Here is a 21864-nt window from a genome sequence, read left to right on the forward strand (position 1 = left end):
TTCATGTCATTTAAAGACTATGAATATAAACGCCCAAATATTGAAGAGTTAAAAGAGAAATTTACTGTTGCTTTAGAGAAGTTTGATAACGCAAAAACTGTAGAAGAACAAAAACAAGTCATTCATTCAATTAATGAGATTCGCAACGATTTTGGTACAATGGGAAACCTTTGTTACATTCGCCATTCTGTTGATACGACGGATACTTTTTATAAGGAGGAGCAGGATTTCTTTGATGAATTCTCTCCAGTTGTACAAGGATATGGTACAAAATATTATAAGGCACTCATTAATTCTCCATTTCGTGAAGAATTAGAGGCGTATTATGGAAAACAATTATTTGCTCTAGCAGAATGTGATTTAAAAACATATTCAGATGAAGTCGTGAAAGATTTACAATTAGAAAATAAATTATCATCGCAATATACACAGTTATTAGCATCTGCAAAAATTGACTTTGCTGGAGAAGAAAGAACGTTATCGCAACTGATTCCGTTTATGCAAGGAAAAGAAAGAAGCGAACGTAAAGCAGCAAGTGAAGCATACTACGGATTTTTAGCTGGAAATGAGGAAGAACTAGATCGTATTTATGATGAGCTTGTTAAAGTGAGAACGAAAATCGCAAAATCTTTAGGTTTCAAAAACTTTGTTGAACTTGGATATGCAAGAATGTACCGTACAGATTATAATGCGGAGATGGTGGCTAATTACCGTCAGCAAGTGCTAGATTATATCGTTCCCGTTACAACGGAATTAAGAAAGCGACAACAAGCACGTATCGGTGTAGAGAAGTTAGCTTATTACGACGAAAACTTTGAGTTTGCTACAGGTAACCCAACTCCAAAAGGAGATGCGGATTGGATTGTTGATCATGGAAAGACAATGTATAAAGAGTTATCGGCTGAAACAGATGAATTTTTCAATTTCATGCTAGATAATGATTTATTAGATTTAGTTGCGAAAAAAGGAAAAGCTGGTGGCGGATATTGTACATATATTGAGAATTATAAAGCGCCATTTATTTTCTCAAACTTCAATGGAACATCTGGTGACATTGATGTATTAACACATGAAGCAGGTCATGCCTTCCAAGTATATGAAAGTCGTAAATTTGAAATTCCAGAATATAATTGGCCAACATATGAGGCGTGTGAAATCCACTCTATGAGTATGGAATTCTTTACATGGCCATGGATGAAGCTATTCTTTGAAGAAGATGCAGATAAATATTACTTCTCTCACTTAAGTTCAGCACTTCTGTTTTTACCTTATGGTGTATCTGTTGATGAATATCAACATTATGTATATGAAAATCCTGAAGCATCACCTGAAGAGCGTAAGACAGCATGGCGTAACATAGAGAAGAAATATTTACCACATCGTGATTATGAGGAGAATGATTATTTAGAGCGCGGTGGTTTTTGGCAACGTCAAGGGCATATTTATAGCTCACCGTTCTATTATATTGATTACACGCTTGCTCAAATTTGTGCGCTACAATTTTGGAAACGTGCAAGAGATAATAGACAAGAGGCGTGGGAAGATTATGTGAATCTGTGCCAACAAGGTGGAAGTAAATCGTTCTTAGAATTAGTAGAGGTTGCAAATTTAACATCACCATTTGCTGAAGGCTGTGTGAAAAGTGTTATTACAGAAATTGAAGCATGGTTACATGCGATTGACGACACAAAATTGTAAAAAACATGCGCTTTTTTCACATGTTTAACATCGACATAATGGGAAAATGATGAGATAATAAAAGAAAATTCAGAATACTGAAGGGGTGTTTCTAATAAGGAGCACCTCTTTTCACCAACAAAAGGGGGGAACAAGTATGCTTCAATCTAATATGGATGTAAGTTTAGAAAGTTTAGTAAACTCATTACAGGCTACTCGAAGCACGCTATTATCAGAAATTGAAATGTTAAATGACACAGAAGTGAATGTAAAGCCACGCCGTGATAAATGGAGTATTATTCAAATTTTACACCACTTGCATTTAGTTGAACAATCTGTCACGTCTGCCCTTGTATATGCTTTACAAAAAAATGAAAGAAACATGACTCCATTTAAAGACCTCCAACTTACGCTTAATCGCACACATAAACGAGAAGCTCCTCAGCAAATGCAACCAACAGAAACTTTAATGAAAAAACAGCAAGGAATTCAATTACTAGAACATTCACGCCAAGAACTATTACACGCGCTTCATAGTGTTATAGATGAAAAAGATTTATTTGAAAATGGATTAAAGCATCCTGTTTTTAATGATCTGAATTTGTATCAATGGGTTCAATTTCTTGATTTGCATGAACAAAGACATCTTACGCAGTTAAAAGAGGCGAAACATGCAATTTTGCAACGCTAAAGTGGAAGAAGTGGGAAACCACTTCTTTTTTGATACGTGCATAGTTTTCTTTCTTATTTTGGAATACTACATGGAGAAAGAAAAGAAGGAGTTGAAAAAACATGTCTAAGAAGAAGCGAGAAGAAGAGCGCGCCTGGAAAGCACGTAAAGAAAATCAACAACCGCACGGAAAAGTGAAAGCTTTTGCTGAATTAGTTGAAGGAACAGAAAAAACGTGATGAGTATTTCATCACGTTTTTTGTATGAGTGGAAAAGTTAATAAAAAGGTTGTACCGATTCCTTTTTCACTTATAATATCAATTTTTCCATTCATAGCTTGAACAACACTGAATACGACCATCATTCCAAGTCCAGTACCTTTTTCTTTCGTTGAATAAAAGGGCGAACCAAGACGTTTTACTTGTTCTGAATCCATACCGACTCCTGTATCTTTTATATATAACTGAATATGCTTATGATCAGGAACTAATGTGAAATAAAGATCACCGCCTTTTGGCATAGCCTCAATGCAATTTTTTAAAATATTTAATAAACATTGATTTAGTTTTTGCTTTTCTCCAGCGATAAAAAAAGAAGTGCTTTGCTTTATATAATGAGTACGTACATTTGTTAAATTAGCAAGCGGTGTAATTAACGACAATGCATGTAGTAATTCTTCTTCTAACTGTAATGTTTGTTCTTTTTCAATGCTTGGTTTAGCAAAGGTTAAATAATCTGTAAGAACATGATTTGCTTGTTCGATGCCATTAATGGCAATGTCGATATATAATTTTCGTTCCTGCTCAGTGCATGTATCTGATTGTAACAGTTGTAAAAAACCTTTCGTTGAAGTTAATGGATTGCGAATTTCATGAGAGATAGACGCTGCCATTTCACCAATTAAATGAAACTTTTCAGCATTTATAAGTTCGTTTTGGAGACGAACTTGAGTTTGTAATATGTGTAGTAAATATAAAATTAGAATCGTACCAAGCATTGAACATAATTCATACACAATAATATGCGGTATATAATCAGTCTTATTTGTAACCTTTGAAAGGAAGAAGGGTATCCAACTAAATCCGTATGTGAGACTGTAGATAATAGCAAGTGTTATTTTTATACGATTAGAAGTTCGATTGAAAAATTTATATGTTAATAATAGAACAATAAATAGAAGAACAGAACCGATAAGAGATGGGAAAACACCTATCCCACCTAATAATAAGCGATATATGTTTAATACAACTAAGATAGAACCACCAGCAATAGGCCCTCCCGTTAATGTACCGACAATTAATACAATATGGCGCATATCAAATTGAAAACCATTATTTGTTTTTGCTGCAAATGTAATACAGAGTACGGTAGCAAGGCAACAGAGTACAATGAATATAGCTGAATTTAATTTAGGAGAGCGTTTCCCTTTTTGATTCCAAAATAAATGATATACGAGCATTGTAATCAGGATGAATAATATATTTAAAAAGAGATAAATAATAAAGGGTTTCAGTGGGATGCCTCCTCTCTTCTTATATTAAATTAATCATACTATAAAATGAAAGAAATGAAATAATAAATAGCTGAAAAATCAGAAATTTTTACGCTAGTATACAATATGTTACAATAAGCTGTGTCAATGAAAGAAGAAATTCCGTGCACCGCGCGGGAGAGGTTCGCGAACTCCCTCTATAAAAAACTATGGAAACAACAATATCCTTAGGTATTGTTTTGTTTTTTTATTGTGACAGTTCAAGAACGTTCTTTCTTCTTATTTATAGTAGAGAAGGAGAATGAGTGAAATGAAAAAAGAAAAAGCAGTTGTTGTTTTTAGTGGAGGACAAGATAGTACGACATGTTTATTTTGGGCAATAGAGCAGTTTGCAGAGGTAGAAGCTGTAACGTTTAATTACAATCAACGTCATAAGCTAGAAATTGATTGTGCAGCGGAAATTGCAAAAGAACTAGGAATAAAGCATACGGTACTAGATATGAGTCTGTTAAATCAACTTGCTCCAAATGCTTTAACGAGAACGGATATGGAGATTACACATGAAGAAGGTGAATTGCCATCGACATTTGTAGATGGACGAAATTTACTCTTCTTATCATTTGCTGCTGTATTAGCAAAACAAGTTGGAGCACGTCATATTGTAACGGGTGTATGTGAAACTGATTTCAGTGGTTATCCAGACTGCCGTGACGTGTTTGTGAAATCGTTAAATGTTACTTTAAATTTATCTATGGATTACCCGTTTGTCATTCACACGCCACTTATGTGGATTGATAAGGCTGAAACATGGAAATTATCAGATGAACTTGGAGCATTTGAGTTTGTTCGAGAAAAAACATTAACATGTTATAACGGAATCATTGGTGATGGTTGCGGTGAATGTCCAGCATGTCAACTTCGTAAAGCAGGATTAGATACGTACCTACAAGAACGCGAAGGAGCGAACAACTAATGGATAACTTTTTTGGATTTCGCATCGTAGAGAATTTGCAAAAAATGGACAAGGATATTCAGCGTAAACAACTCAAATACCATAATAAAAGAGTAATGGTCAGCAAGGAATTTACATTTGATGCAGCACACCATTTACACTGTTATGAAGGGAAATGTAAAAACTTACATGGTCACACATATAAAGTTGTATTTGGAATTAGTGGATATGTAAATGAAATAGGTCTTGCAATTGACTTTGGAGATATAAAAGAAATTTGGAAGAATGAAATAGAAATTTATCTAGATCATCGTTATTTAAACGAAACGTTACCTGCAATGAATACGACTGCTGAAAATATGGTCGTTTGGATTTATGAAAAGATGGCAGAAGCACTAACAAAAGAGAATCGAGTGAACGAATATAAAGGAGCTCGCGTTGAATTTGTTCGTCTATTTGAGACGCCGACTAGTTATGCGGAAGTAAGACGGGAGTGGATGCTTGATGAGTAAAATCCCTGTCTTAGAAATATTCGGTCCGACTATTCAAGGTGAAGGAATGGTTGTAGGGCAAAAGACAATGTTTATCCGTACAGCTGGTTGTGATTATAGCTGTGCTTGGTGTGATTCTGCTTTTACGTGGGATGGATCAGCTAAAGATCAAATTAGACAGATGACACCAGAAGATATTTGGGATGAGCTTGTTGCAATTGGAGGAGAAAATTTTTCTCATGTTACGATTTCAGGTGGAAATCCGGCATTACTGAAAAATATTGAGTTTCTTCTTTCTATATTAAAAGAAAATGGAATGCGAACGGCAATTGAAACGCAAGGGAGTAAATGGCAAGATTGGTTACTTCAAATTGATGAGATAACAATTTCTCCAAAACCACCAAGTTCAACGATGAAAACAGATTTTCAGAGGTTAGATGCTATTATTCAGAAACTAGCAGGAAAAGATATTAGTTTAAAAGTAGTAGTATTCGATGATCATGATTTTGAATATGCAGTTAAGATGCACGAACGTTATCCAAAGGTACCATTTTTCTTACAAGTAGGAAACGATGATACAAAAACAGTGGATGATGCGATGCTTATAAAAAAATTATTAGATAAGTATGAATGGCTGATTGATAAAGCTGTAAATTGTAAAGAGATGAATGATGCAAAAGTATTGCCTCAGCTTCATGCGTTAGTATGGGGAAATAAGCGCGGCGTATAACGAGAAGGGATGTTTAAAATGACAGGAAGATTAGATGAAGATTTAAAAGATGTAACATTACTAGGGAATCAAAATACAAAATATTTATTTGAATATAGCCCAGAAATATTAGAGGTATTTGATAATAATCATCCAAACCGTGATTATTTTGTAAAATTCAATTGTCCTGAATTTACAAGTTTATGCCCGAAAACAGGACAACCAGATTTTGCAACAATTTATATTAGCTATATTCCAGAGCAAAAAATGGTAGAGAGTAAATCTTTAAAGTTGTATTTATTTAGTTTCCGCAATCATGGTGATTTCCATGAAGATTGCATGAACGTTATTATGAACGATTTAATTAAATTAATGGATCCACGTTATATTGAGGTATGGGGGAAATTCACACCACGTGGTGGTATTTCAATTGATCCATACTGCAACTACGGGCGCCCAGGGACGAAGTATGAACAAATGGCTGATTACCGCATGATGAACCACGATCTATATCCGGAAACAATTGATAATCGTTAATAGAAAGAAAGGGCCTGTATAGTATACAGGCCCTTTCTTTCTATTATATTATGCATTTTGATTAATGACAGTATAGTTTTTATGACTTACAACTGTAAGAGGTTCCATATCTAGTTCTCTAAAATTCTTCATAATTGTTATATCAACAATAACAGAGTTTTGATTTACTTTTTGAACACGGCCTTGCATTCCACCTTTAAATTCGATGATATCTCCAGTTTCTGCGATCTGCATAAGCAACTCTCCTTGTTACAGTTTTCCCAAAAAAAGAATAAATTTGGGTTTTTTTATTTCCTCCTATTTTGAACCATATTTCCTACTTTGTAAATGTTTCCAAAGTAAAAATTCGAAAAATATTCACTTTTTGTAAGAAAATATGTAGAAAATCCATGTTTTTTGAAAAAAATAGCAAAAATGCGAGAATCTTTATATCGAGGTATAATGAAAAAGTAGAATAACCTGCTGAAGTGGGAGAAATTAGAGGCGGTAAAATGATGTTTGAATTTGTGGGGAGTGTTATAGCTTTAATTTTATTTTTATTTTCTTATATGCATTTAAAAAAGATTCGTCAATATGATACGAGTACATATTTTGATGGGATGGATGGTATCCATGCTTCGATAAGACATGATAATGGTGGGGAGATGTAAAGGTATATAACTTTATTTTCTTGCGTGGTATGATGTTTAGAACTAGTGCATAATAGAGTTCATAAGTGATGAATGGAGAGTGAAAAGAATGAAGATTTCTTTTATTCGTCATGGTCGCTTAGATTGTACTATAGAACCAATGACGGTTACATCCTTTCATGAATGGATAAAAGGATATGACTTACATACTATAACAGAAAAACAACCTATACCATTGGAAACAAGAGAAGCGGTTGAAGTAGCGAAATTGATTGTAACGAGTGATCAAAAGTGTGCTGTACAGTCAGCAGCTGAATTAATGGATTCTTTATGTTTTATACAAAATTCTCTTTTTAGGGAAGTGGCAGTTCCGGCGAGCTTTTATGCGCCAAAATGGTTGAAGTGTAAACTTAACGTATGGATGTGTATTGGACGAGCATTATGGATACTTGGTTACCATAAAAATGTTGAATCTTATAAGGAAGTAAGAGAGAGGGCAAGGCAAGCAGCTTACGTATTACATCGTTATGCTCTCGTACATGGAAGTATTGCTCTTGTAGGTCATAATTATTTTAATTCGATGATTGGAACGGAGCTGAGGGCAATGGGATGGTCTGGTTCGCCTATTTTGCATAGAAAGCCATGGGGATGTACAACATATACGTTTCACGAGGCGATGGATGGAAATATATTAAATACGAATTTAACATAAAAGCACACGATTTATATAAATCGTGTGCTTTCTTTTTAAGATACAGAAATTTTGACGTTTAATGGTTTTACGAGATGAGCATAAGGTTCGCCTACTAGCATAACAATTTCATCTTTTTTATAACCTAACTTTTCGTATAGTGAATAGGCGCGTGTGTTTTCTAAATTAACAAGTAAAGCGATTTTTTCATGCCCTTTTTCAGTTGCATAGATTTCGGCAGCTTCAATTAATTTAGAACCGATACCTTTTCCGCCGTGTGCACTTGAAACTGATAGTGTATCAATGTAATACTCATCAAGCTCAGCTTCTTTTTCTAACGTAATTGATTCATCTTTATGTAATTCTCTTAAGTGATGTACAATTGGTGCGTCAAGCTGTGTTGCTTCACTACCGTGATAAGCGACAATAACTCCAACTGCACTCTCGTCTTGTTCATAGACAAAACAGTTTTCGTAGCTCAGACGGTTATTTTCTTTTGAGAACCATGTCTCAAGTCCTAGTAATACTTCTGCTTCATCTGTGCTACCTGTGATTTTTTCAGCAATTTCATGCAGAGCATTACACAATAAAGGAGCTATTGCCATTGCATCTGTCTTTTTTGCTTTCCGAATCATAGTATCCCTCCTAGTTCTATTTGTATATTGTAGCATAGTGGTATGGAACTTTGCATAATTGAATGCCGAAATGTTTGATATAGAGAAGTAGCTATGTTAGTATATGATATTTAGTGGACATATAGTAAAACGATATTGTTTGCGAAATAACGAAAATAAAATCATGGCATAACAACGAGATAAAGTGAAACGTTAATCAGTAAGATTTTTTGTTCATTCCACGACTGATTAGTAGTCAACACCAATCGCACTACCTGCAAATAGCGGGATAAATTTACAGTTGTTGACCTATAGAATATACGATAAAATAAAATATTGCAGAGAGGTGAAATACATGGATAAAGAATTAGCAAATACAATTTTAGATCAGCTAAAAAATGGTGAAATAAAGGAGTATGTTGTTACGAAAGATGTATTTTATACGTTCAGAGAAGTTGTTGTAAATAGAGAAGACTTTAAGCATTTCATTGGTAACGCACAGCGAGGCGGGCAAGTGATTTATACATATTCAGAAACGCCACGTTCATAAAGGGGAATTTTGATCAGCAGGGCATCTCTCACTGATTAGTAGCCTTTCACCAATCGGACGTTTAATGCGGGATAAATAAAAGATAAAGGAGAGGGGAATTATGGGCGATTTTAAACAAGGCATTTTACCACATTGGGATTATATGTGGAAAGATAGAGCCGGCAATCGATTTATGGGAATGGTTATGTATCCAGAGAAACGAAAATGTTCAGCAAAAATGCTTCAGAAAATAAAAAGAGCATATGAAGAAGCAGTAGAAATTAAAGTAACTGTACAAGTTCGACATACATATCAGTACGTAGAAGGAATGATTGTATACTTTGATGAAGAGGCTCCGGTATGTACAATGATTGATAAAGATGAAAATCCGCATCATATATTTATAAAAGATATTTTGCGCATTGAGCACTCTGAATAAACTTTTCATAAATAAATTGAAGTTCCATAATAATAATCTTTTTCTATAATAGTTATCTTTTAGTATGTAACGAGAAACGAAAGTATATGTATAATATATTTAATAAGGTAAATTTGATAAATGTAATCGTTTTTTAGAGCAGATTATAGTTTCATATCTGTTCTTTTTTGCGTGATGCTGGAGAAATATATTTCTTCAGCATCTACCGTTTTATGACAAAATATATTGTTAACTTTTTTAAAAATAAGGTTAAATTCGTTGACAACTTTTTTGAAAAGCACTTTATTGACATGAGTTTTAGAATGTTGTTTCATAGTCATTGTATTGAAAAAAAACGGCTATCATGTCGAAAAGTAAAAGTTAAAAAAAGAAAGAATTTATACATATATCTTGTGTCTTATTTTGAAACGTAATACAATATATAGAGAAATCAAGAACAACATATAGAGAATATAGATTTGAGAGGGAGGGTCGGAAATGTTAGTTGCATATGATTCTATGACAGGAAACGTGAAGCGTTTCATTCACAAATTAAATATGCCGGCCGTTCAAATTGATGAAGATCTAGTAATAGATGAAGACTTTATTCTTATTACGTATACAACAGGTTTTGGCAATGTACCAGAACGTGTTTTAGACTTTTTAGAGCGCAATAATGAAAAATTAAAAGGCGTATCTGCAAGCGGCAATCGTAACTGGGGAGACATGTTCGGTGCAAGTGCTGACAAGATTTCTACTAAATATGAAGTGCCTATTGTATCAAAATTTGAGTTATCTGGAACAAATAACGATGTAGAATATTTTAAGGAAAGGGTGCGGGAGATTGCGACACATTGAACTGAATAATGAAATCACGCAAATGCAGGACGGTTTTTATCAGCTTCATAAAGATAAAGAGGCATTAGAAGTCTTTATGGAAGAAGCTAGAGAGAATACCGTTCCTTTTAATAGCGTGGCAGAGCGAATGGAGTATATGAAAGAACATGATTACTATTACAACGTTCTGGACGAGTATAGCTTGGAGGAAGTAGAGGAAGTATATAACATCGCTTATGGTGAAAACTTCGAGTTCCAATCTTATATGGCAGCATCTAAGTTCTACAAAGATTATGCGTTAAAAACGAATGATCAAAAACAATACTTAGAAAGCTATGAAGATCGTGTAGCAATTGTTTCATTATACTTAGGACGCGGTGATGTTTCGAAGGCAAGACAATTCGCAAGCATGATTGTAAAACAAAACTACCAACCAGCGACACCAACCTTTTTAAATGCGGGAAGAAGCAGAAGAGGAGAAATGGTGTCTTGTTTCTTGTTAGAGATGGACGATAGCTTAAATTCGATCGGCTTTAACATTAATACTGCGATGCAATTATCGAAAATCGGCGGGGGAGTAGCTTTAAACTTATCTAAGCTACGCGCACGCGGTGAGCAAATTAAAGGTATCGACAACGCTGCAAGTGGCGTAGTACCTGTTATGAAATTGCTTGAAGATTCGTTTTCATATGCGAATCAGCTTGGCCAACGAAAAGGTGCCGGTGCAGTATATTTAAACATTTTCCATTGGGATATTATTGAATTCCTTGATACAAAAAAAATAAATGCCGATGAGAAGAGCCGTATTCAGTCTCTATCAATCGGAATTATCGTTCCAAGTAAGTTCTTTGAGCTTGCTGAGAAAAACGAACCTTTCCATGTTTTCGCGCCTTATACGGTTTATAAAGAATATGGCAAGCATTTAGATGATATTGACATTGATGAAATGTACGATGAATTAATGAGCAATCCGAAAGTGAAGAAGAAGCCACTAGATATTAGTGCACGTGATATGCTTATTAAAATCGCTATGATTCAGCTTGAGTCTGGTTACCCATACTTAATGTTTAAATCAAATGCAAATAATCAACATCCATTGAAGGATATTGGAACTGTGAAGATGTCGAACTTATGTACAGAAATCTTCCAGCTTCAAGAAACTTCAGAAATAAATGATTACGGTACAGATGACATTATCCGTCGTGATATTAACTGTAACTTAGGATCGTTAAATATCGTAAACGTAATGGAAAATAAAGAAATTCGTGAAGCAGTTCATGCGGGAATGGAAGCTTTAACAGCTGTTTCTGATATGACGATTATTCCGAATGCACCAACTGTGAAAAAAGCAAATGACGAGCTTCATTCAGTTGGACTTGGAGCAATGAACTTACACGGATATTTAGCAAAAAATAAAATCGCTTATGAAAGTGCAGAAGCGAAAGAATTCGCTCGTACATTCTTTATGATGTTAAATTACTACTCTATTGAGAAAAGTATGGAAATCGCTACAGAAAAAGGCGAGACATTTAAGGACTTCGATAAATCTGATTATGCGAATGGCACATACTTCGAAAAGTATGAAACGACAGATTACAGCCCAGTAACTGAAAAAGTTCAGCAACTATTTGAAGGAATTCATATTCCAACAAAAGAAGATTGGACAAGTTTAAAAGAGCAAGTACAGAAGAATGGTTTATACAACTCATATCGTCTTGCCATTGCTCCAACACAATCAATCAGTTACGTTCAAAATGCAACTTCAAGCGTAATGCCGATCGTAAGTCAAATCGAATCAAGAACATATGCGAATGCGACAACATATTATCCAATGCCGTATTTATCAAAAGATACGTTCTGGTACTATAAATCTTCTTACGATATGAATCAGTTTAAATTAATTGATTTAATCGCAGAAATTCAAGAACATATTGACCAAGGAATTAGTACAATTCTTTACGTTAATAGTGATATTTCAACACGTGAATTAGCACGTTACTACATCTATGCACATAAAAAAGGCTTAAAGAGTCTGTATTATACGAGAACACGTAAATTAAGCGTGGAAGAGTGTGTGGCTTGTACCGTTTAATATAAAAAGTGAGACATGATGAGCAGGGTTTTCTGAACCCTGCTCATGCTTAGTTATCATATTTAGAGAAGGGGCGATTTAATGCGTGCGGTAAACTGGAACAAAAAAGAAGATGATTTTAGTTTAATGTTTTGGAAGCAAAACATCGCTCAGTTTTGGACAGAAGAAGAAATTGCGGTTTCGTCTGACAAAAATACTTGGGTGCAATTATCGAAAGAAGAGCAAATTGCTTATAAGCGTGTATTAGGTGGTTTAACACTTTTAGATACGAAACAAGGTGGCGAAGGAATGCCACTTGTACTGGTTCATCTTGAAAATTTACAAGCGAAAAGTGTATTAGCTTTCATGGGAGCTATGGAAGAAGTACATGCGAAAAGTTATAGTCACATTTTCACAACATTAGCTACAGAAGAAGAGATTGATGATATTTTTGACTGGGTAGACAATCATCCGTTACTTGAGAAAAAAGCTGGTATTATTACTAGTTACTATCGTCGTTTATTAAAGCCTGAAGTAACAAAAAAAGAGTTATACATGGCAATGGTAGCAAGTGTGTTCTTAGAAAGTTACTTATTCTATAGCGGATTCTTCTATCCACTTTACTTAGCTGGTCAAGGAAAACTAACAGCAAGTGGTGAGATTATCAACTTGATAATTCGTGATGAGTCAATTCACGGCGTATTCGTCGGTATTTTAGCACAACAAATCTTCGCAGAACTTTCTGCAGAAGAGCAACAAGAAGTGCAAAAAGAAACACAAGATTTATTAATGGAACTATATGAAATTGAAATGGCCTATACAGAAGAAATTTACACTTCTATCGGTCTTGTAGAAGATGTAAATCGTTTCGTTCGTTACAATGCGAATAAAGGGCTTATGAACTTAGGACTTGAGCCGAAGTTTGAAGAAGAAGAAATTAACCCAATCGTTTTAAATGGTTTACGTACAGATACGAAAAACCATGATTTCTTCTCTGTAAAAGGAAATGGTTACGTAAAAGCAACGAACGTTGAAAAGTTAGCTGACGATGACTTCGTGTTTAACTTTTAATATAGGATTATAAAGAAAAACTGTCTTATTCATTGATAAGACAGTTTTTCTTTATAATTTTGTTTACATAACACTATTATTTTTGTATAGCGATTTATATTTGGGACGTTCTATTCGTTTAACGGATAGAACTTTTTTGTAATTAAATGGGTATTTACAAACCTTTTGTATCGGTGTATTATTTAACTAGTACACCGATACAAAAGGAGGGAAGAAATGAAAATAGAGTTTTCTCCAAATACACCAATTTACATTCAGGTAATGGAATACATAAAAAAAGAGATCGTAACAGGACATTTATTACCTGGTGATAAAATTCCCTCTGTCCGTGAATTAGCGAGTGAATTACAAGTGAATCCAAATACGATTCAGCGTACATTTCAAGAGCTAGAACGGGATGGAGTTGTTGTCACACGTAGAGGAATGGGACGGTATGTAACGAATGAAGGGGAGAAAATTATGGAGCTGCGAAAAGAGATGGCGAAAGAATTACTTCATTCTTTTATAGATGGAATGGACAATTTAGGTTTTTCAGAAGAAGAAATTCTTACAATTCTTCGTTCTTCATTACATGATAAGAGGGAGGAGAGCCAATGACAGAGCTATTGAAAATAGAAAACTTATGGAAGAGATACGGATTAAAAGCAGTGATCCGTGAATTAAACATAGAGATTACGGAAGGGAAAATCGTTGGGCTTGTTGGAGATAACGGGAGCGGGAAAACGACGTTATTGAAAATGATTGCAGGCTTGCAACACCCTTCTGAAGGTAGTATTACAATAGACGGTAAAAAGGTAGGGTTACAGACGAAAGAAATTGTTTCATTTATGTCCGATAAGCCAATCTTTGATGATTGGATGACTGTAAAAAACGCTTTATTTTTCTATCGAGATTTTTATAAAGACTTCGATATTCAAAAAGCGGTAGATACGATTGCAGAATTTAAAATACCGTTAGAAGAAAAAATTACAGCATTGTCAAAAGGTATGGTTGAGAAGTTGCAGATTATTTTAACGTTTTCTCGAAAAGCGAAGCTATATGTACTGGATGAGCCATTGGGCGGGATTGATCCTCTTTCTAGAGAACATGTATTGGATCTAATTCTACAGTTCTATAGGGAAGATTGTACGATATTAATTTCCACTCACTTAATAAATGAAATTGAAAATATTTTTGATGAAGTGATCTTTTTAAAAGATGGAGAAATGGTTCTATATGAAAATGTAGAAGAAATTCGTTTTCAGAGAGGAAAAGCAGTTCATGAATTGTTTAAGGAGGTGTTTAGTAAGTGAAGTCAGTACTTTCCTATTTATGGAATGTAAATAAGAAAAGATATATTGTTACTTTTTTATTCTTTGTGCTAATTGAAGCTGTGTTATTTTCACAAATGATTGTAAGAAAAAGTGATGCGGCTATCAGTAGACAAGAGGGTATATTTGGAATCATTATGATTATATTTTTCTTTTATATTGTTTATATGTTTATACAAACAATGAAATCATATTCACGCTTACTAACTAATCCAATGTTACGACTTACAGCAATATCTGGGAAACAATATGTAATTTCTATGCTTATTTTCTCATTTATCGCAATGGCTATATGGTATGGGATATGTGGAATTCTTTTCTACGTAAGTTATGTATTAGCTTTTCCTACGACTTCTGTATATGTAGAAGCAAAAGAGATTATGCAAGTAGGCATAATTAATAATTTAATATATACGATAAGCGATTTATTTGAGTTTTTGTTTAGTGTTTTACAAATCATATTGGTAATTACTCTAGTAAAGTTACTTACGAAAAAGAAAAAGGCGCAAAATATACTAATCGTTATTATTTTTCTAGTAATAAATATCGCGATTACTTTAGCGACAACCTTGCTAGGAAAATTAGCTCCAGCTTTCCAAGTATTGCGAAGAGTAGAATATCATAGTGAAAGCAAGAGTCTGTTTATTAATATGTTTCAAGAAAATGGATTTAACATTTTTAATATAAGTTTCATGGTAATGGTTAGTGCTCTAATAATATATGTAATTGCTTATATTATCGATAAAAAACTAGAAGTCTAAAGGAGGAATCAGCATTGGGAAACGTAGTAGTAAAGTTAGAGAATGTTCGAAAAAAGATTGGTGGAACGGAAATTATTCGTGGTTTATCATTTGAGGTTCGTGAAGGAGAAGTATACGGATTCCTTGGACCGAACGGTAGCGGTAAGACGACGACGATCCGTATGATGACAGGTCTTATTTCAATGACAGAGGGCGATATTACAATTTGTGGACATAGTATTCGCTCGGAGCGTGAAAAGGCACTAGAGCAAATTGGAGCGATTGTAGAAAATCCTGAACTATATGATTATATGACAGGAATGCAAAACTTAAAGCATTTTGCGAACATGGCCATTACACCAATTAGTAAAGAGCGCATTGCTGAGATTGTAAAGCTTGTTGAGTTAGAGCATGCGATTCATAAAAAGGTGAAAACATATTCACTTGGTATGAAACAACGTTTAGGAATTGCACAGGCATTACTTCATCAGCCGAAAATCTTAATTTTAGATGAGCCGACAAATGGATTAGATCCAGCTGGTATTCGCCAAATTCGTGATTATTTACAACGTTTAGCGAAAGAAGAGAATATTGCTGTAATCGTATCAAGTCACTTATTGAGTGAAATTGAATTAATGTGTGATCGCGTCGTTATTATTAAACAAGGTGAGTTTGTACAAGAGTACAACTTACATGAAAAAGTGAAACATGATGAGGCAGTCGTTGTAGCGTTTGAAGTAGATGAAGTTCAGAAAGCGAATGAAATCATTAAAGGTAAAGCAAAAGGGAATGTAATTGTAGCATCTGTAACAAAAGACAACATTCCGCAACTTGTAAAAAAACTTGTTCATGCTGATGTGCTTGTATACGGAGTTACTGTTCAAAATAAAACGTTAGAGGATGAGTTCTTAGCGATTACTGGGGGAGTGAAAGCGTAATGTTTAAATTAATTCAAAATGAATTTTTAAAGTTGCATGCGAAAAAAGGTATGTATATTTTAATTGGTGTCATTGCTTTATTGGAGATTTTAGGAGCAGTAGTACTGGCGAAATGGGGTGAAGCTGGTAGTTTAAATGGATCTTACTTAGATTTTGTAAGTTCAGATATCGGCTTAATTATGATATTCGCAACGATTTTTGGAATTACAACAGCTTCGCGTACAATTACAGATGAATTCCAAAAAGGAACGATTAAACAATTATTAATTCGTCCAAGAAAACGAATGACAGTTTTATTTTCTAAATATATTACAGTGTTATTAACGATGTTATTTATTGTATTTGCTAGTACGTTAATTGCTATGATTATTGGATTAATTGTAATGGACGGTAGTAAAACTGAATTAACGTTAGGAATTGTTTTAAAAACAATATTATATCAGCTGCTATCACCATTTTTCTTTGCAACACTTGCATTTTTCTTAGCAAACGTATTTAGAAAATCTGTATTACCATTAATTATTACGATGTTCCTATTCTTCTTACAAGGTGCAATTAACATGGTATTAATAATGTTTGCAAAAGGTGTAGCGAAGTTTGTAGTATTCAACCATTTGGATTTAAGAGCTTACGATAGTAATAAATTAATCAATGGTGGAATGGAACCAACATTTACAGAATTTACGTTTACAACTTCATTATTACTTGTAGCTGCATACTTTGTTGTGTTACTTGTAGCATCAAGTGCATTATTCCAAAAACGTGACGTATTATAATAAAAGAAATCCCCGCTTGTAAAAACGGGGATTTTTATTACATAAATTTCACTTGGATTGCAACTTGAAGAACAGCGATATGGTATTTTAAGAGCTATGCTGTTTGAAATGATTTGAGAAAAATAGGAAGGATTTCAACTATATTCATATTATAATTTAGTTATCCTGCTATTTATAGGGAAAGGATTGCCTATAAAGTACTGATTAAAGTTTTATTTTATTTTTACTATCTTTGGGGGTGTTCTATATGCACTATGCATTTTCACGTATAAGGCTACGTAGCTTTTTTGGATGGATGATTATAGGGGTGTTCCTTATAATGATACCATTAGGTCTAGCAAATGTTTCTGAGAATACGATGGAGGTTATTTCACAAATAACTGTATTTTTTGTATTTCCGTTACTTTGGCTATACGTAAAAACAAATAAAAATAATGTTGTATTTAACAGTTTTTTTGATAAGCCAGGGCGTTTATCTTGGGGATTAATTGTATTAGCAACGATAATGGGGATGATTTTTTCAGTTGGCATATCTCAGATTCAATTTTACATATTAGCACATACGTTACCGAATTTCTTAGTTACTATGCTAGAAGACGGAAATGTTATTAATACGAGTAACGTATATATGACGATATTTACTTTCATTTCAGCATGTGTGTTAGCACCTATTATGGAAGAGGTTATTTTTAGGGGATTTTTCTTACAGCGGATGGCTCATAAATGGGGAATTAAAAAAGCTGTAATTATATCTTCAATTATTTTTGGCCTAGGACATTTTGATGTTATTGGTGCGTTCATGTTTGGTGTCGTTATGTGTCTTTTATACATAAAGACAAAAAATATATGGACGAATATAGCTGTGCACGCTCTAAATAATTTGATTGCAACAAGTATGCAATTTTTCGGTGGAGAAGAAAGTGGTACAATCTCAATTACTGAATTACAAGCGCAAAGTAATTTATGGATTGGTATCGGTCTTACAGTTGTTGGATTACTATGGTTAATTCCGTATGTTTGGAAACAATGGCGTACAGTAAAAGAAGTTGGCGTGCCACCAGTACGTTTTATAAATGAGCAAAAAGTAGTGAATTCATCACAAGAAAATGAAGTGTATAGTCAAGTGATCGTAACCGATAGATTGATGGCCATAGAGTTACCAGATGAGGCTGTAAATAAGCTTCGGTTAGAAGAAAATGATTATGTAACAGTAGCTGTAGAAGAAGATAAAATCGTTATAAAGAAAGCACATAATAGATAATTAAAAAGTAGCTCTTAGGAGCTACTTTTTAATTTGTAATAATTTCTACACGAAAATTATTACCATTCTTTACATATTTAATATCTGTAACAGTGCGGACTGTCTTTAAAATCTCCACTTTTTCACCAATTCGCGGGATGGTCGGAACATTGTCCCAAATACCAAGCAAGTCATCTAATTGTGCCGTTTTTTCATAAAACCAGATTTTCAATGTAAAGCCCCTTTCTTGAATTTTATGTATTTTAATACATAATATATTATTTTTATTCTTATTGTAAGGGGTTTTTTTATAATTTATGAATAAAAATAAATTAATCTTCTGGGAAGATATGTTCTATATCAGGAGTAAGAGATACTTCTGATAATACGATATGAGAAACTGTCGTTGCATATGAAGAAACATCATTGATAAATTCTTCAAGTTCAACGAGTGAAGGAACAGAAATTTTTACAATGTAGCATAAGCTTCCTGTCACTCGGTAACAAAAACTTGCAGATGGATAAGACTGAATAAACTGTTGCATACGTGTTGTATCACCATTTTTTAAAGTGATTTCTAAAATACAATCTAAAACTAGTCCTGCTTTTTTATAGTCGATATCGATTGTATATTTTTGAATAACGCCTTCACTTTCAAGTTTACGAACACGTTCTGCAGTAGACGGAGCAGATAAGTTTACTCGTTTCGCCAATTCACGCATAGAAAGGCGACTATCATTATATAATTCATTTAAAATTTTTCGATCAACACGGTCTAGTTGCATTTGTAAATATACCTCCAGTAAAATAATGATTTTTGTAAAGGAAAAATATAAATTAAGATTCATATGAAATGTAAAGTGAACGTTATTTATTTTACAATAAAACAGAAGGAAATAGGAGGGAAAATGATGGAGAGAATTTCATTATCAAATGTAGGAGATACAAAGTTTCAAAAGTTATTAGGGCATAATTCGGATATATTACACTCGTGGAGTAAGTTAGAAGATACACTGTACAATAAAGGAACTCTTTCAGCAGAGTTGAAGGAGCAAGTGAGAAGAACATTAGCGTATGGGAATGAATGTCCGTACTGTATGGCAAAGGGAAGACCTGATGATGTGCAAAAGGCAGAGGAGATTGGTGTAGCCGTTACTTTTGCGCATACATTTGTTCATAACCGAAAAGCAATAGATGATACTATGTTTCACGTATTAAAACAATATTGGACAGAAAAAGAAATTGTAGAGCTTTGCGCCTATGTTTGCTTTATTACTGCGTCACAACAACTTGGTTTTCTATTTCAATTACAGCCAAATTAAGGGGGAAATGATGACAAATCAAATAGCACTTATCATAATCGATGTACAAAAGGCATTTCAATTACCAGATTGGGGCGAGAGAAATAATATTTTTGCTGAAGAAAACATGAGAATTTTGTTAGAAGAATGGAGAAAAAGGGAACGACCAGTTTTTCATATTCAACATGTAAATAAAGAAAATGCTCAGTCAATGTTTTATGAGAGAGCGGAAACGGTAAACTTTAAAGAAGAAGTGCAACCACTACTTGGTGAAGTGGTTATTCAGAAATTCGTTAACAGCGCGTTCATTGGGACAAATTTAGAAGAGCAATTAAGAAAGAACAAATGTAATGCAGTAGTGGTTGTAGGATTAACGACAAATCATTGCGTGGAAACTACGACACGAATGGCAGGGAATTTAGGATTTACAACATATTTAGTGAGTGATGCAACGGCTACTTTTAACCGTATAGGTTTAGATGGTAAAGAGTATAGTGCAGAAGATATTCACAATATGACACTTGTAAATTTACATGAAGAGTTTGCTACGATTGTGACGACAAAAGAAGTGTTAAAATTATTTTAAGAAAATAATTGCGAATTATGTAGAAAAAAATAAGAATATTTCGTATAATCTAAGTACAATCATTTTGAAAATAGGGGTGGCATCATATGGAGCAAATTTCAGTAAAGAAATTAGAAGAGGTACTTGTTGTAGCAGGGGATGATAAACAGAAGCAAAAGGAATTTTATGAATTGCTCTTATCTACTGAGTTTTATGTTGCTGGTTCACTAGAAGCAGAGGACGGGGCAACAGAAGGAATACTTCGTTTGCGTCATTTCCAAGGAGAAGGTAGATGGATCGTTCCGTTCTTTACACAAATGGAATTTGTAAAAGATGTGTTGCCAGAAGGAACGCCCCTTATTACGATACGTGGGAAAGAGTTATTTGGTAGCATTGAGAAAGATGCTACAGCTGTATTAAATGTTGGCACTGATATAAGTAAAACATTTATTCCAGAAGAAATTGCAGATATCGCATCTGGACGAATTTTTAATTATTATAAGTAAAAGTAAAAGTAAAAGTAAAAGTAAAAGTAAAAGTAAAAGGAAAAGCGTAATCGCTTTTCCTTTTACTTTTTAATTTGAATATGAAGTGGCTATACCAGAAGAAATAGAGACTGTTTTATTATTCGTGTTTATTGTCGCTGTAGCTCCAAGTGGAATACCGATGTTTGGACTTATATGTCCAATTGGTAAATCGAATAGGACAGGTATATGATATGGCGCGAAATATTCATATAATATTGTTTGCAATGATTGAGATGGCTTTGAAGGAGTGCAGTCGTGACAACTTGTGAAAATAACGCCCCTGCATTTATTAAACTTTCCAGATAAAAGTAGCTGATTTAACATACGGTCAATGCGGTACGGTTCTTCACCAATGTCTTCAAGTAATAAAAGTGTATTGTCCGTATTTATCTCGTAGGGCGAGCCAATTATACTTGCTAACACAGCTAAATTTCCTCCAACTAACGTACTTGTAACTGTACTGTGGGAGCTAGGTACGATACATTCTGATGCAAATAAAATGGTTGAATACGGATGGAATAGCTGATTAAAAGAGGATAAAGATAGGGAATCAATACCTTTTCCTAGTTCTTCAATCATCGGACCATGAAATGTTATAAGCTTTGCATAACGTGAAACAGCAGTATGTAAAGCTGTAATATCGCTATATCCCCAAAAGATTTTTGGATTCTGCCTAATAACTTCATATTGAATGTGAGAAAGAAGACGAGCACTTCCATAACCACCTCGTGCACAAAAAATTGCCTTCACTTCATTATTTGTAAATGCTTCATGTATATCGTCAAGCCGAACTTGATCACTTCCGGCTAAAAATCCATATTTCTCGTAAACACTCTTCCCGATTATTACGGATAACCCCATCTCTTGTAATACATTCACACCTTTTAATACATTGTCGATTGTAGGTGGACCAGATGGTGCAATAATCATTACTGTATCACTTTGTTTTAATGCATTTGGATAAATCATTAAGCTCAGCCTCCTTCTCTTTCAATATATTCGCTTCATATGAAGTTCAACCCTTGCAAAAGCAGGGGAAAGCTTATCAAATAAAGAAGATATAAGGAAAATAGGAGGGA

Annotated in this window: 29 protein-coding genes and 1 riboswitch; of the genes, 23 read left to right on the forward strand and 6 right to left on the reverse strand. The window is 34.0% G+C overall.

The features are described from left to right. Positions 1–3 precede the first annotated feature (3 nt). The 3 genes from DN399_RS06625 to DN399_RS28315 all read left to right on the forward strand — a co-directional run bounded on the left by DN399_RS06625 (position 4) and on the right by DN399_RS28315 (position 2586). A complete protein-coding gene (locus DN399_RS06625) occupies positions 4–1698 on the forward strand; it encodes a M3 family oligoendopeptidase (protein ID WP_000008577.1) in 1695 nt (564 codons plus the stop codon). A 136-nt stretch (positions 1699–1834) separates the two neighbouring features. Then, positions 1835–2368, forward strand: a complete 534-nt coding sequence (locus DN399_RS06630; RefSeq protein ID WP_000941962.1) for a DinB family protein — start codon at positions 1835–1837, stop codon at positions 2366–2368. A 101-nt stretch (positions 2369–2469) separates the two neighbouring features. Beyond that, the gene (locus DN399_RS28315; RefSeq protein WP_000038355.1) at positions 2470–2586 is read left to right on the forward strand and encodes a DUF6254 family protein; all 117 of its coding nucleotides are present in this window, start codon (positions 2470–2472) and stop codon (positions 2584–2586) included. An 11-nt stretch (positions 2587–2597) separates the two neighbouring features. Here the strand turns inward: DN399_RS28315 and kinB are convergent, their stop codons facing one another. Further along, positions 2598–3806, reverse strand: a complete 1209-nt coding sequence (gene kinB / locus DN399_RS06635; RefSeq protein WP_000964151.1) for a sporulation sensor histidine kinase KinB — start codon at positions 3804–3806, stop codon at positions 2598–2600. A 206-nt stretch (positions 3807–4012) separates the two neighbouring features. Further along, a riboswitch (PreQ1 riboswitch) is annotated at positions 4013–4056 on the forward strand. Positions 4057–4149: 93 nt separating this feature from the next. Here kinB and queC point away from each other — a divergent pair. Genes queC through queF form a run of 4 tightly spaced genes read left to right on the forward strand, consistent with a single transcriptional unit; the run spans position 4150 to position 6528 of the window. Then, positions 4150–4812, forward strand: a complete 663-nt coding sequence (queC, locus tag DN399_RS06640) for a 7-cyano-7-deazaguanine synthase QueC (RefSeq protein ID WP_000711595.1) — start codon at positions 4150–4152, stop codon at positions 4810–4812. Further along, positions 4812–5303 carry a 6-carboxytetrahydropterin synthase QueD gene (gene queD, locus DN399_RS06645; RefSeq protein ID WP_000368414.1) on the forward strand — a complete coding sequence of 164 codons (492 nt, stop codon included), beginning with the start codon at positions 4812–4814 and terminating at the stop codon, positions 5301–5303. Before queC ends, queD begins: the two co-directional genes overlap by 1 nt. Then, a complete protein-coding gene (gene queE, locus DN399_RS06650) occupies positions 5296–6012 on the forward strand; it encodes a 7-carboxy-7-deazaguanine synthase QueE (RefSeq protein WP_000036294.1) in 717 nt (238 codons plus the stop codon). Before queD ends, queE begins: the two co-directional genes overlap by 8 nt. An 18-nt stretch (positions 6013–6030) precedes the next feature. Beyond that, positions 6031–6528 carry a preQ(1) synthase gene (gene queF / locus DN399_RS06655; RefSeq protein ID WP_001986050.1) on the forward strand — a complete coding sequence of 166 codons (498 nt, stop codon included), beginning with the start codon at positions 6031–6033 and terminating at the stop codon, positions 6526–6528. Positions 6529–6576: 48 nt separating this feature from the next. On the opposite strand, the gene DN399_RS06660 is transcribed toward queF, so the two are convergent. Then, positions 6577–6762, reverse strand: coding sequence for a YkvS family protein (locus tag DN399_RS06660; protein ID WP_001165082.1), 186 nt, complete (start codon positions 6760–6762; stop codon positions 6577–6579). Positions 6763–7022: 260 nt separating this feature from the next. Between DN399_RS06660 and DN399_RS28010 the strand changes: the two genes are divergently transcribed. After that, on the forward strand, positions 7023–7178 hold the full coding sequence (locus DN399_RS28010; RefSeq protein WP_016122155.1) for a hypothetical protein: 156 nt from the start codon (positions 7023–7025) through the stop codon (positions 7176–7178). 88 nt (positions 7179–7266) lie between these two features. After that, positions 7267–7869 carry a hypothetical protein gene (locus tag DN399_RS06665; RefSeq protein ID WP_000703102.1) on the forward strand — a complete coding sequence of 201 codons (603 nt, stop codon included), beginning with the start codon at positions 7267–7269 and terminating at the stop codon, positions 7867–7869. A 35-nt stretch (positions 7870–7904) separates the two neighbouring features. Here DN399_RS06665 and DN399_RS06670 read toward each other — a convergent pair whose 3' ends face one another. Beyond that, complete coding sequence (locus DN399_RS06670) at positions 7905–8483, reverse strand: GNAT family N-acetyltransferase (RefSeq protein ID WP_149149420.1); 579 nt, start codon at positions 8481–8483, stop codon at positions 7905–7907. A gap of 334 nt (positions 8484–8817) precedes the next feature. Between DN399_RS06670 and DN399_RS06675 the strand changes: the two genes are divergently transcribed. The 11 genes from DN399_RS06675 to DN399_RS06730 all read left to right on the forward strand — a co-directional run bounded on the left by DN399_RS06675 (position 8818) and on the right by DN399_RS06730 (position 18413). After that, positions 8818–9012: a hypothetical protein gene (locus DN399_RS06675; protein WP_000356684.1), complete on the forward strand. Its 195-nt coding sequence runs from the start codon at positions 8818–8820 to the stop codon at positions 9010–9012. A gap of 100 nt (positions 9013–9112) precedes the next feature. After that, positions 9113–9430, forward strand: coding sequence for a hypothetical protein (locus DN399_RS06680; protein ID WP_149149421.1), 318 nt, complete (start codon positions 9113–9115; stop codon positions 9428–9430). Positions 9431–9907: 477 nt separating this feature from the next. Next, positions 9908–10267 (forward strand): class Ib ribonucleoside-diphosphate reductase assembly flavoprotein NrdI, encoded by a 360-nt coding sequence (nrdI, locus tag DN399_RS06690; protein ID WP_000959447.1) that lies wholly within the window; start codon positions 9908–9910, stop codon positions 10265–10267. Next, on the forward strand, positions 10254–12338 hold the full coding sequence (nrdE, locus tag DN399_RS06695) for a class 1b ribonucleoside-diphosphate reductase subunit alpha (RefSeq protein ID WP_001215839.1): 2085 nt from the start codon (positions 10254–10256) through the stop codon (positions 12336–12338). Before nrdI ends, nrdE begins: the two co-directional genes overlap by 14 nt. 81 nt (positions 12339–12419) lie before the next feature. After that, positions 12420–13388 (forward strand): class 1b ribonucleoside-diphosphate reductase subunit beta, encoded by a 969-nt coding sequence (nrdF, locus tag DN399_RS06700; protein ID WP_001203028.1) that lies wholly within the window; start codon positions 12420–12422, stop codon positions 13386–13388. A gap of 216 nt (positions 13389–13604) precedes the next feature. Then, the gene (locus tag DN399_RS06705) at positions 13605–13985 is read left to right on the forward strand and encodes a GntR family transcriptional regulator (protein ID WP_000687512.1); all 381 of its coding nucleotides are present in this window, start codon (positions 13605–13607) and stop codon (positions 13983–13985) included. Continuing rightward, on the forward strand, positions 13982–14680 hold the full coding sequence (locus DN399_RS06710) for an ABC transporter ATP-binding protein (RefSeq protein WP_000137745.1): 699 nt from the start codon (positions 13982–13984) through the stop codon (positions 14678–14680). Before DN399_RS06705 ends, DN399_RS06710 begins: the two co-directional genes overlap by 4 nt. Further along, positions 14677–15459: a hypothetical protein gene (locus tag DN399_RS06715; RefSeq protein WP_000843921.1), complete on the forward strand. Its 783-nt coding sequence runs from the start codon at positions 14677–14679 to the stop codon at positions 15457–15459. Before DN399_RS06710 ends, DN399_RS06715 begins: the two co-directional genes overlap by 4 nt. A gap of 14 nt (positions 15460–15473) precedes the next feature. Next, the gene (locus tag DN399_RS06720; RefSeq protein ID WP_000528788.1) at positions 15474–16376 is read left to right on the forward strand and encodes an ABC transporter ATP-binding protein; all 903 of its coding nucleotides are present in this window, start codon (positions 15474–15476) and stop codon (positions 16374–16376) included. Then, a complete protein-coding gene (locus tag DN399_RS06725; RefSeq protein ID WP_000475435.1) occupies positions 16376–17152 on the forward strand; it encodes an ABC transporter permease in 777 nt (258 codons plus the stop codon). The genes DN399_RS06720 and DN399_RS06725 overlap by 1 nt, the downstream gene beginning before the upstream one ends. 247 nt (positions 17153–17399) lie before the next feature. Further along, positions 17400–18413, forward strand: a complete 1014-nt coding sequence (locus DN399_RS06730; RefSeq protein WP_000558812.1) for a CPBP family intramembrane glutamic endopeptidase — start codon at positions 17400–17402, stop codon at positions 18411–18413. Between the two features lie 28 nt (positions 18414–18441). Here the strand turns inward: DN399_RS06730 and DN399_RS06735 are convergent, their stop codons facing one another. Next, positions 18442–18624 (reverse strand): DUF3913 family protein, encoded by a 183-nt coding sequence (locus tag DN399_RS06735; protein ID WP_000707107.1) that lies wholly within the window; start codon positions 18622–18624, stop codon positions 18442–18444. 100 nt (positions 18625–18724) lie between these two features. Beyond that, the gene (locus tag DN399_RS06740) at positions 18725–19177 is read right to left on the reverse strand and encodes an Lrp/AsnC family transcriptional regulator (protein WP_001175498.1); all 453 of its coding nucleotides are present in this window, start codon (positions 19175–19177) and stop codon (positions 18725–18727) included. A 123-nt stretch (positions 19178–19300) separates the two neighbouring features. Between DN399_RS06740 and DN399_RS06745 the strand changes: the two genes are divergently transcribed. The 3 genes from DN399_RS06745 (at position 19301) to DN399_RS06755 (ending at position 20764) form a co-directional block, all read left to right on the forward strand. Then, positions 19301–19714 (forward strand): carboxymuconolactone decarboxylase family protein, encoded by a 414-nt coding sequence (locus DN399_RS06745; RefSeq protein WP_012593181.1) that lies wholly within the window; start codon positions 19301–19303, stop codon positions 19712–19714. A 10-nt stretch (positions 19715–19724) separates the two neighbouring features. Further along, positions 19725–20279 (forward strand): cysteine hydrolase family protein, encoded by a 555-nt coding sequence (locus DN399_RS06750; RefSeq protein WP_000184429.1) that lies wholly within the window; start codon positions 19725–19727, stop codon positions 20277–20279. A gap of 86 nt (positions 20280–20365) precedes the next feature. Then, positions 20366–20764, forward strand: coding sequence for an SseB family protein (locus DN399_RS06755; RefSeq protein WP_000435265.1), 399 nt, complete (start codon positions 20366–20368; stop codon positions 20762–20764). Between the two features lie 69 nt (positions 20765–20833). Here the strand turns inward: DN399_RS06755 and DN399_RS06760 are convergent, their stop codons facing one another. Continuing rightward, positions 20834–21754: a S66 peptidase family protein gene (locus DN399_RS06760; protein WP_149149422.1), complete on the reverse strand. Its 921-nt coding sequence runs from the start codon at positions 21752–21754 to the stop codon at positions 20834–20836. Positions 21755–21864 lie beyond the last annotated feature (110 nt).

The sequence above is a fragment of the Bacillus sp. AR4-2 genome (genome assembly GCF_008274865.1).
Classification (GTDB): Bacteria; Bacillota; Bacilli; order Bacillales; family Bacillaceae_G; genus Bacillus_A; species Bacillus_A cereus.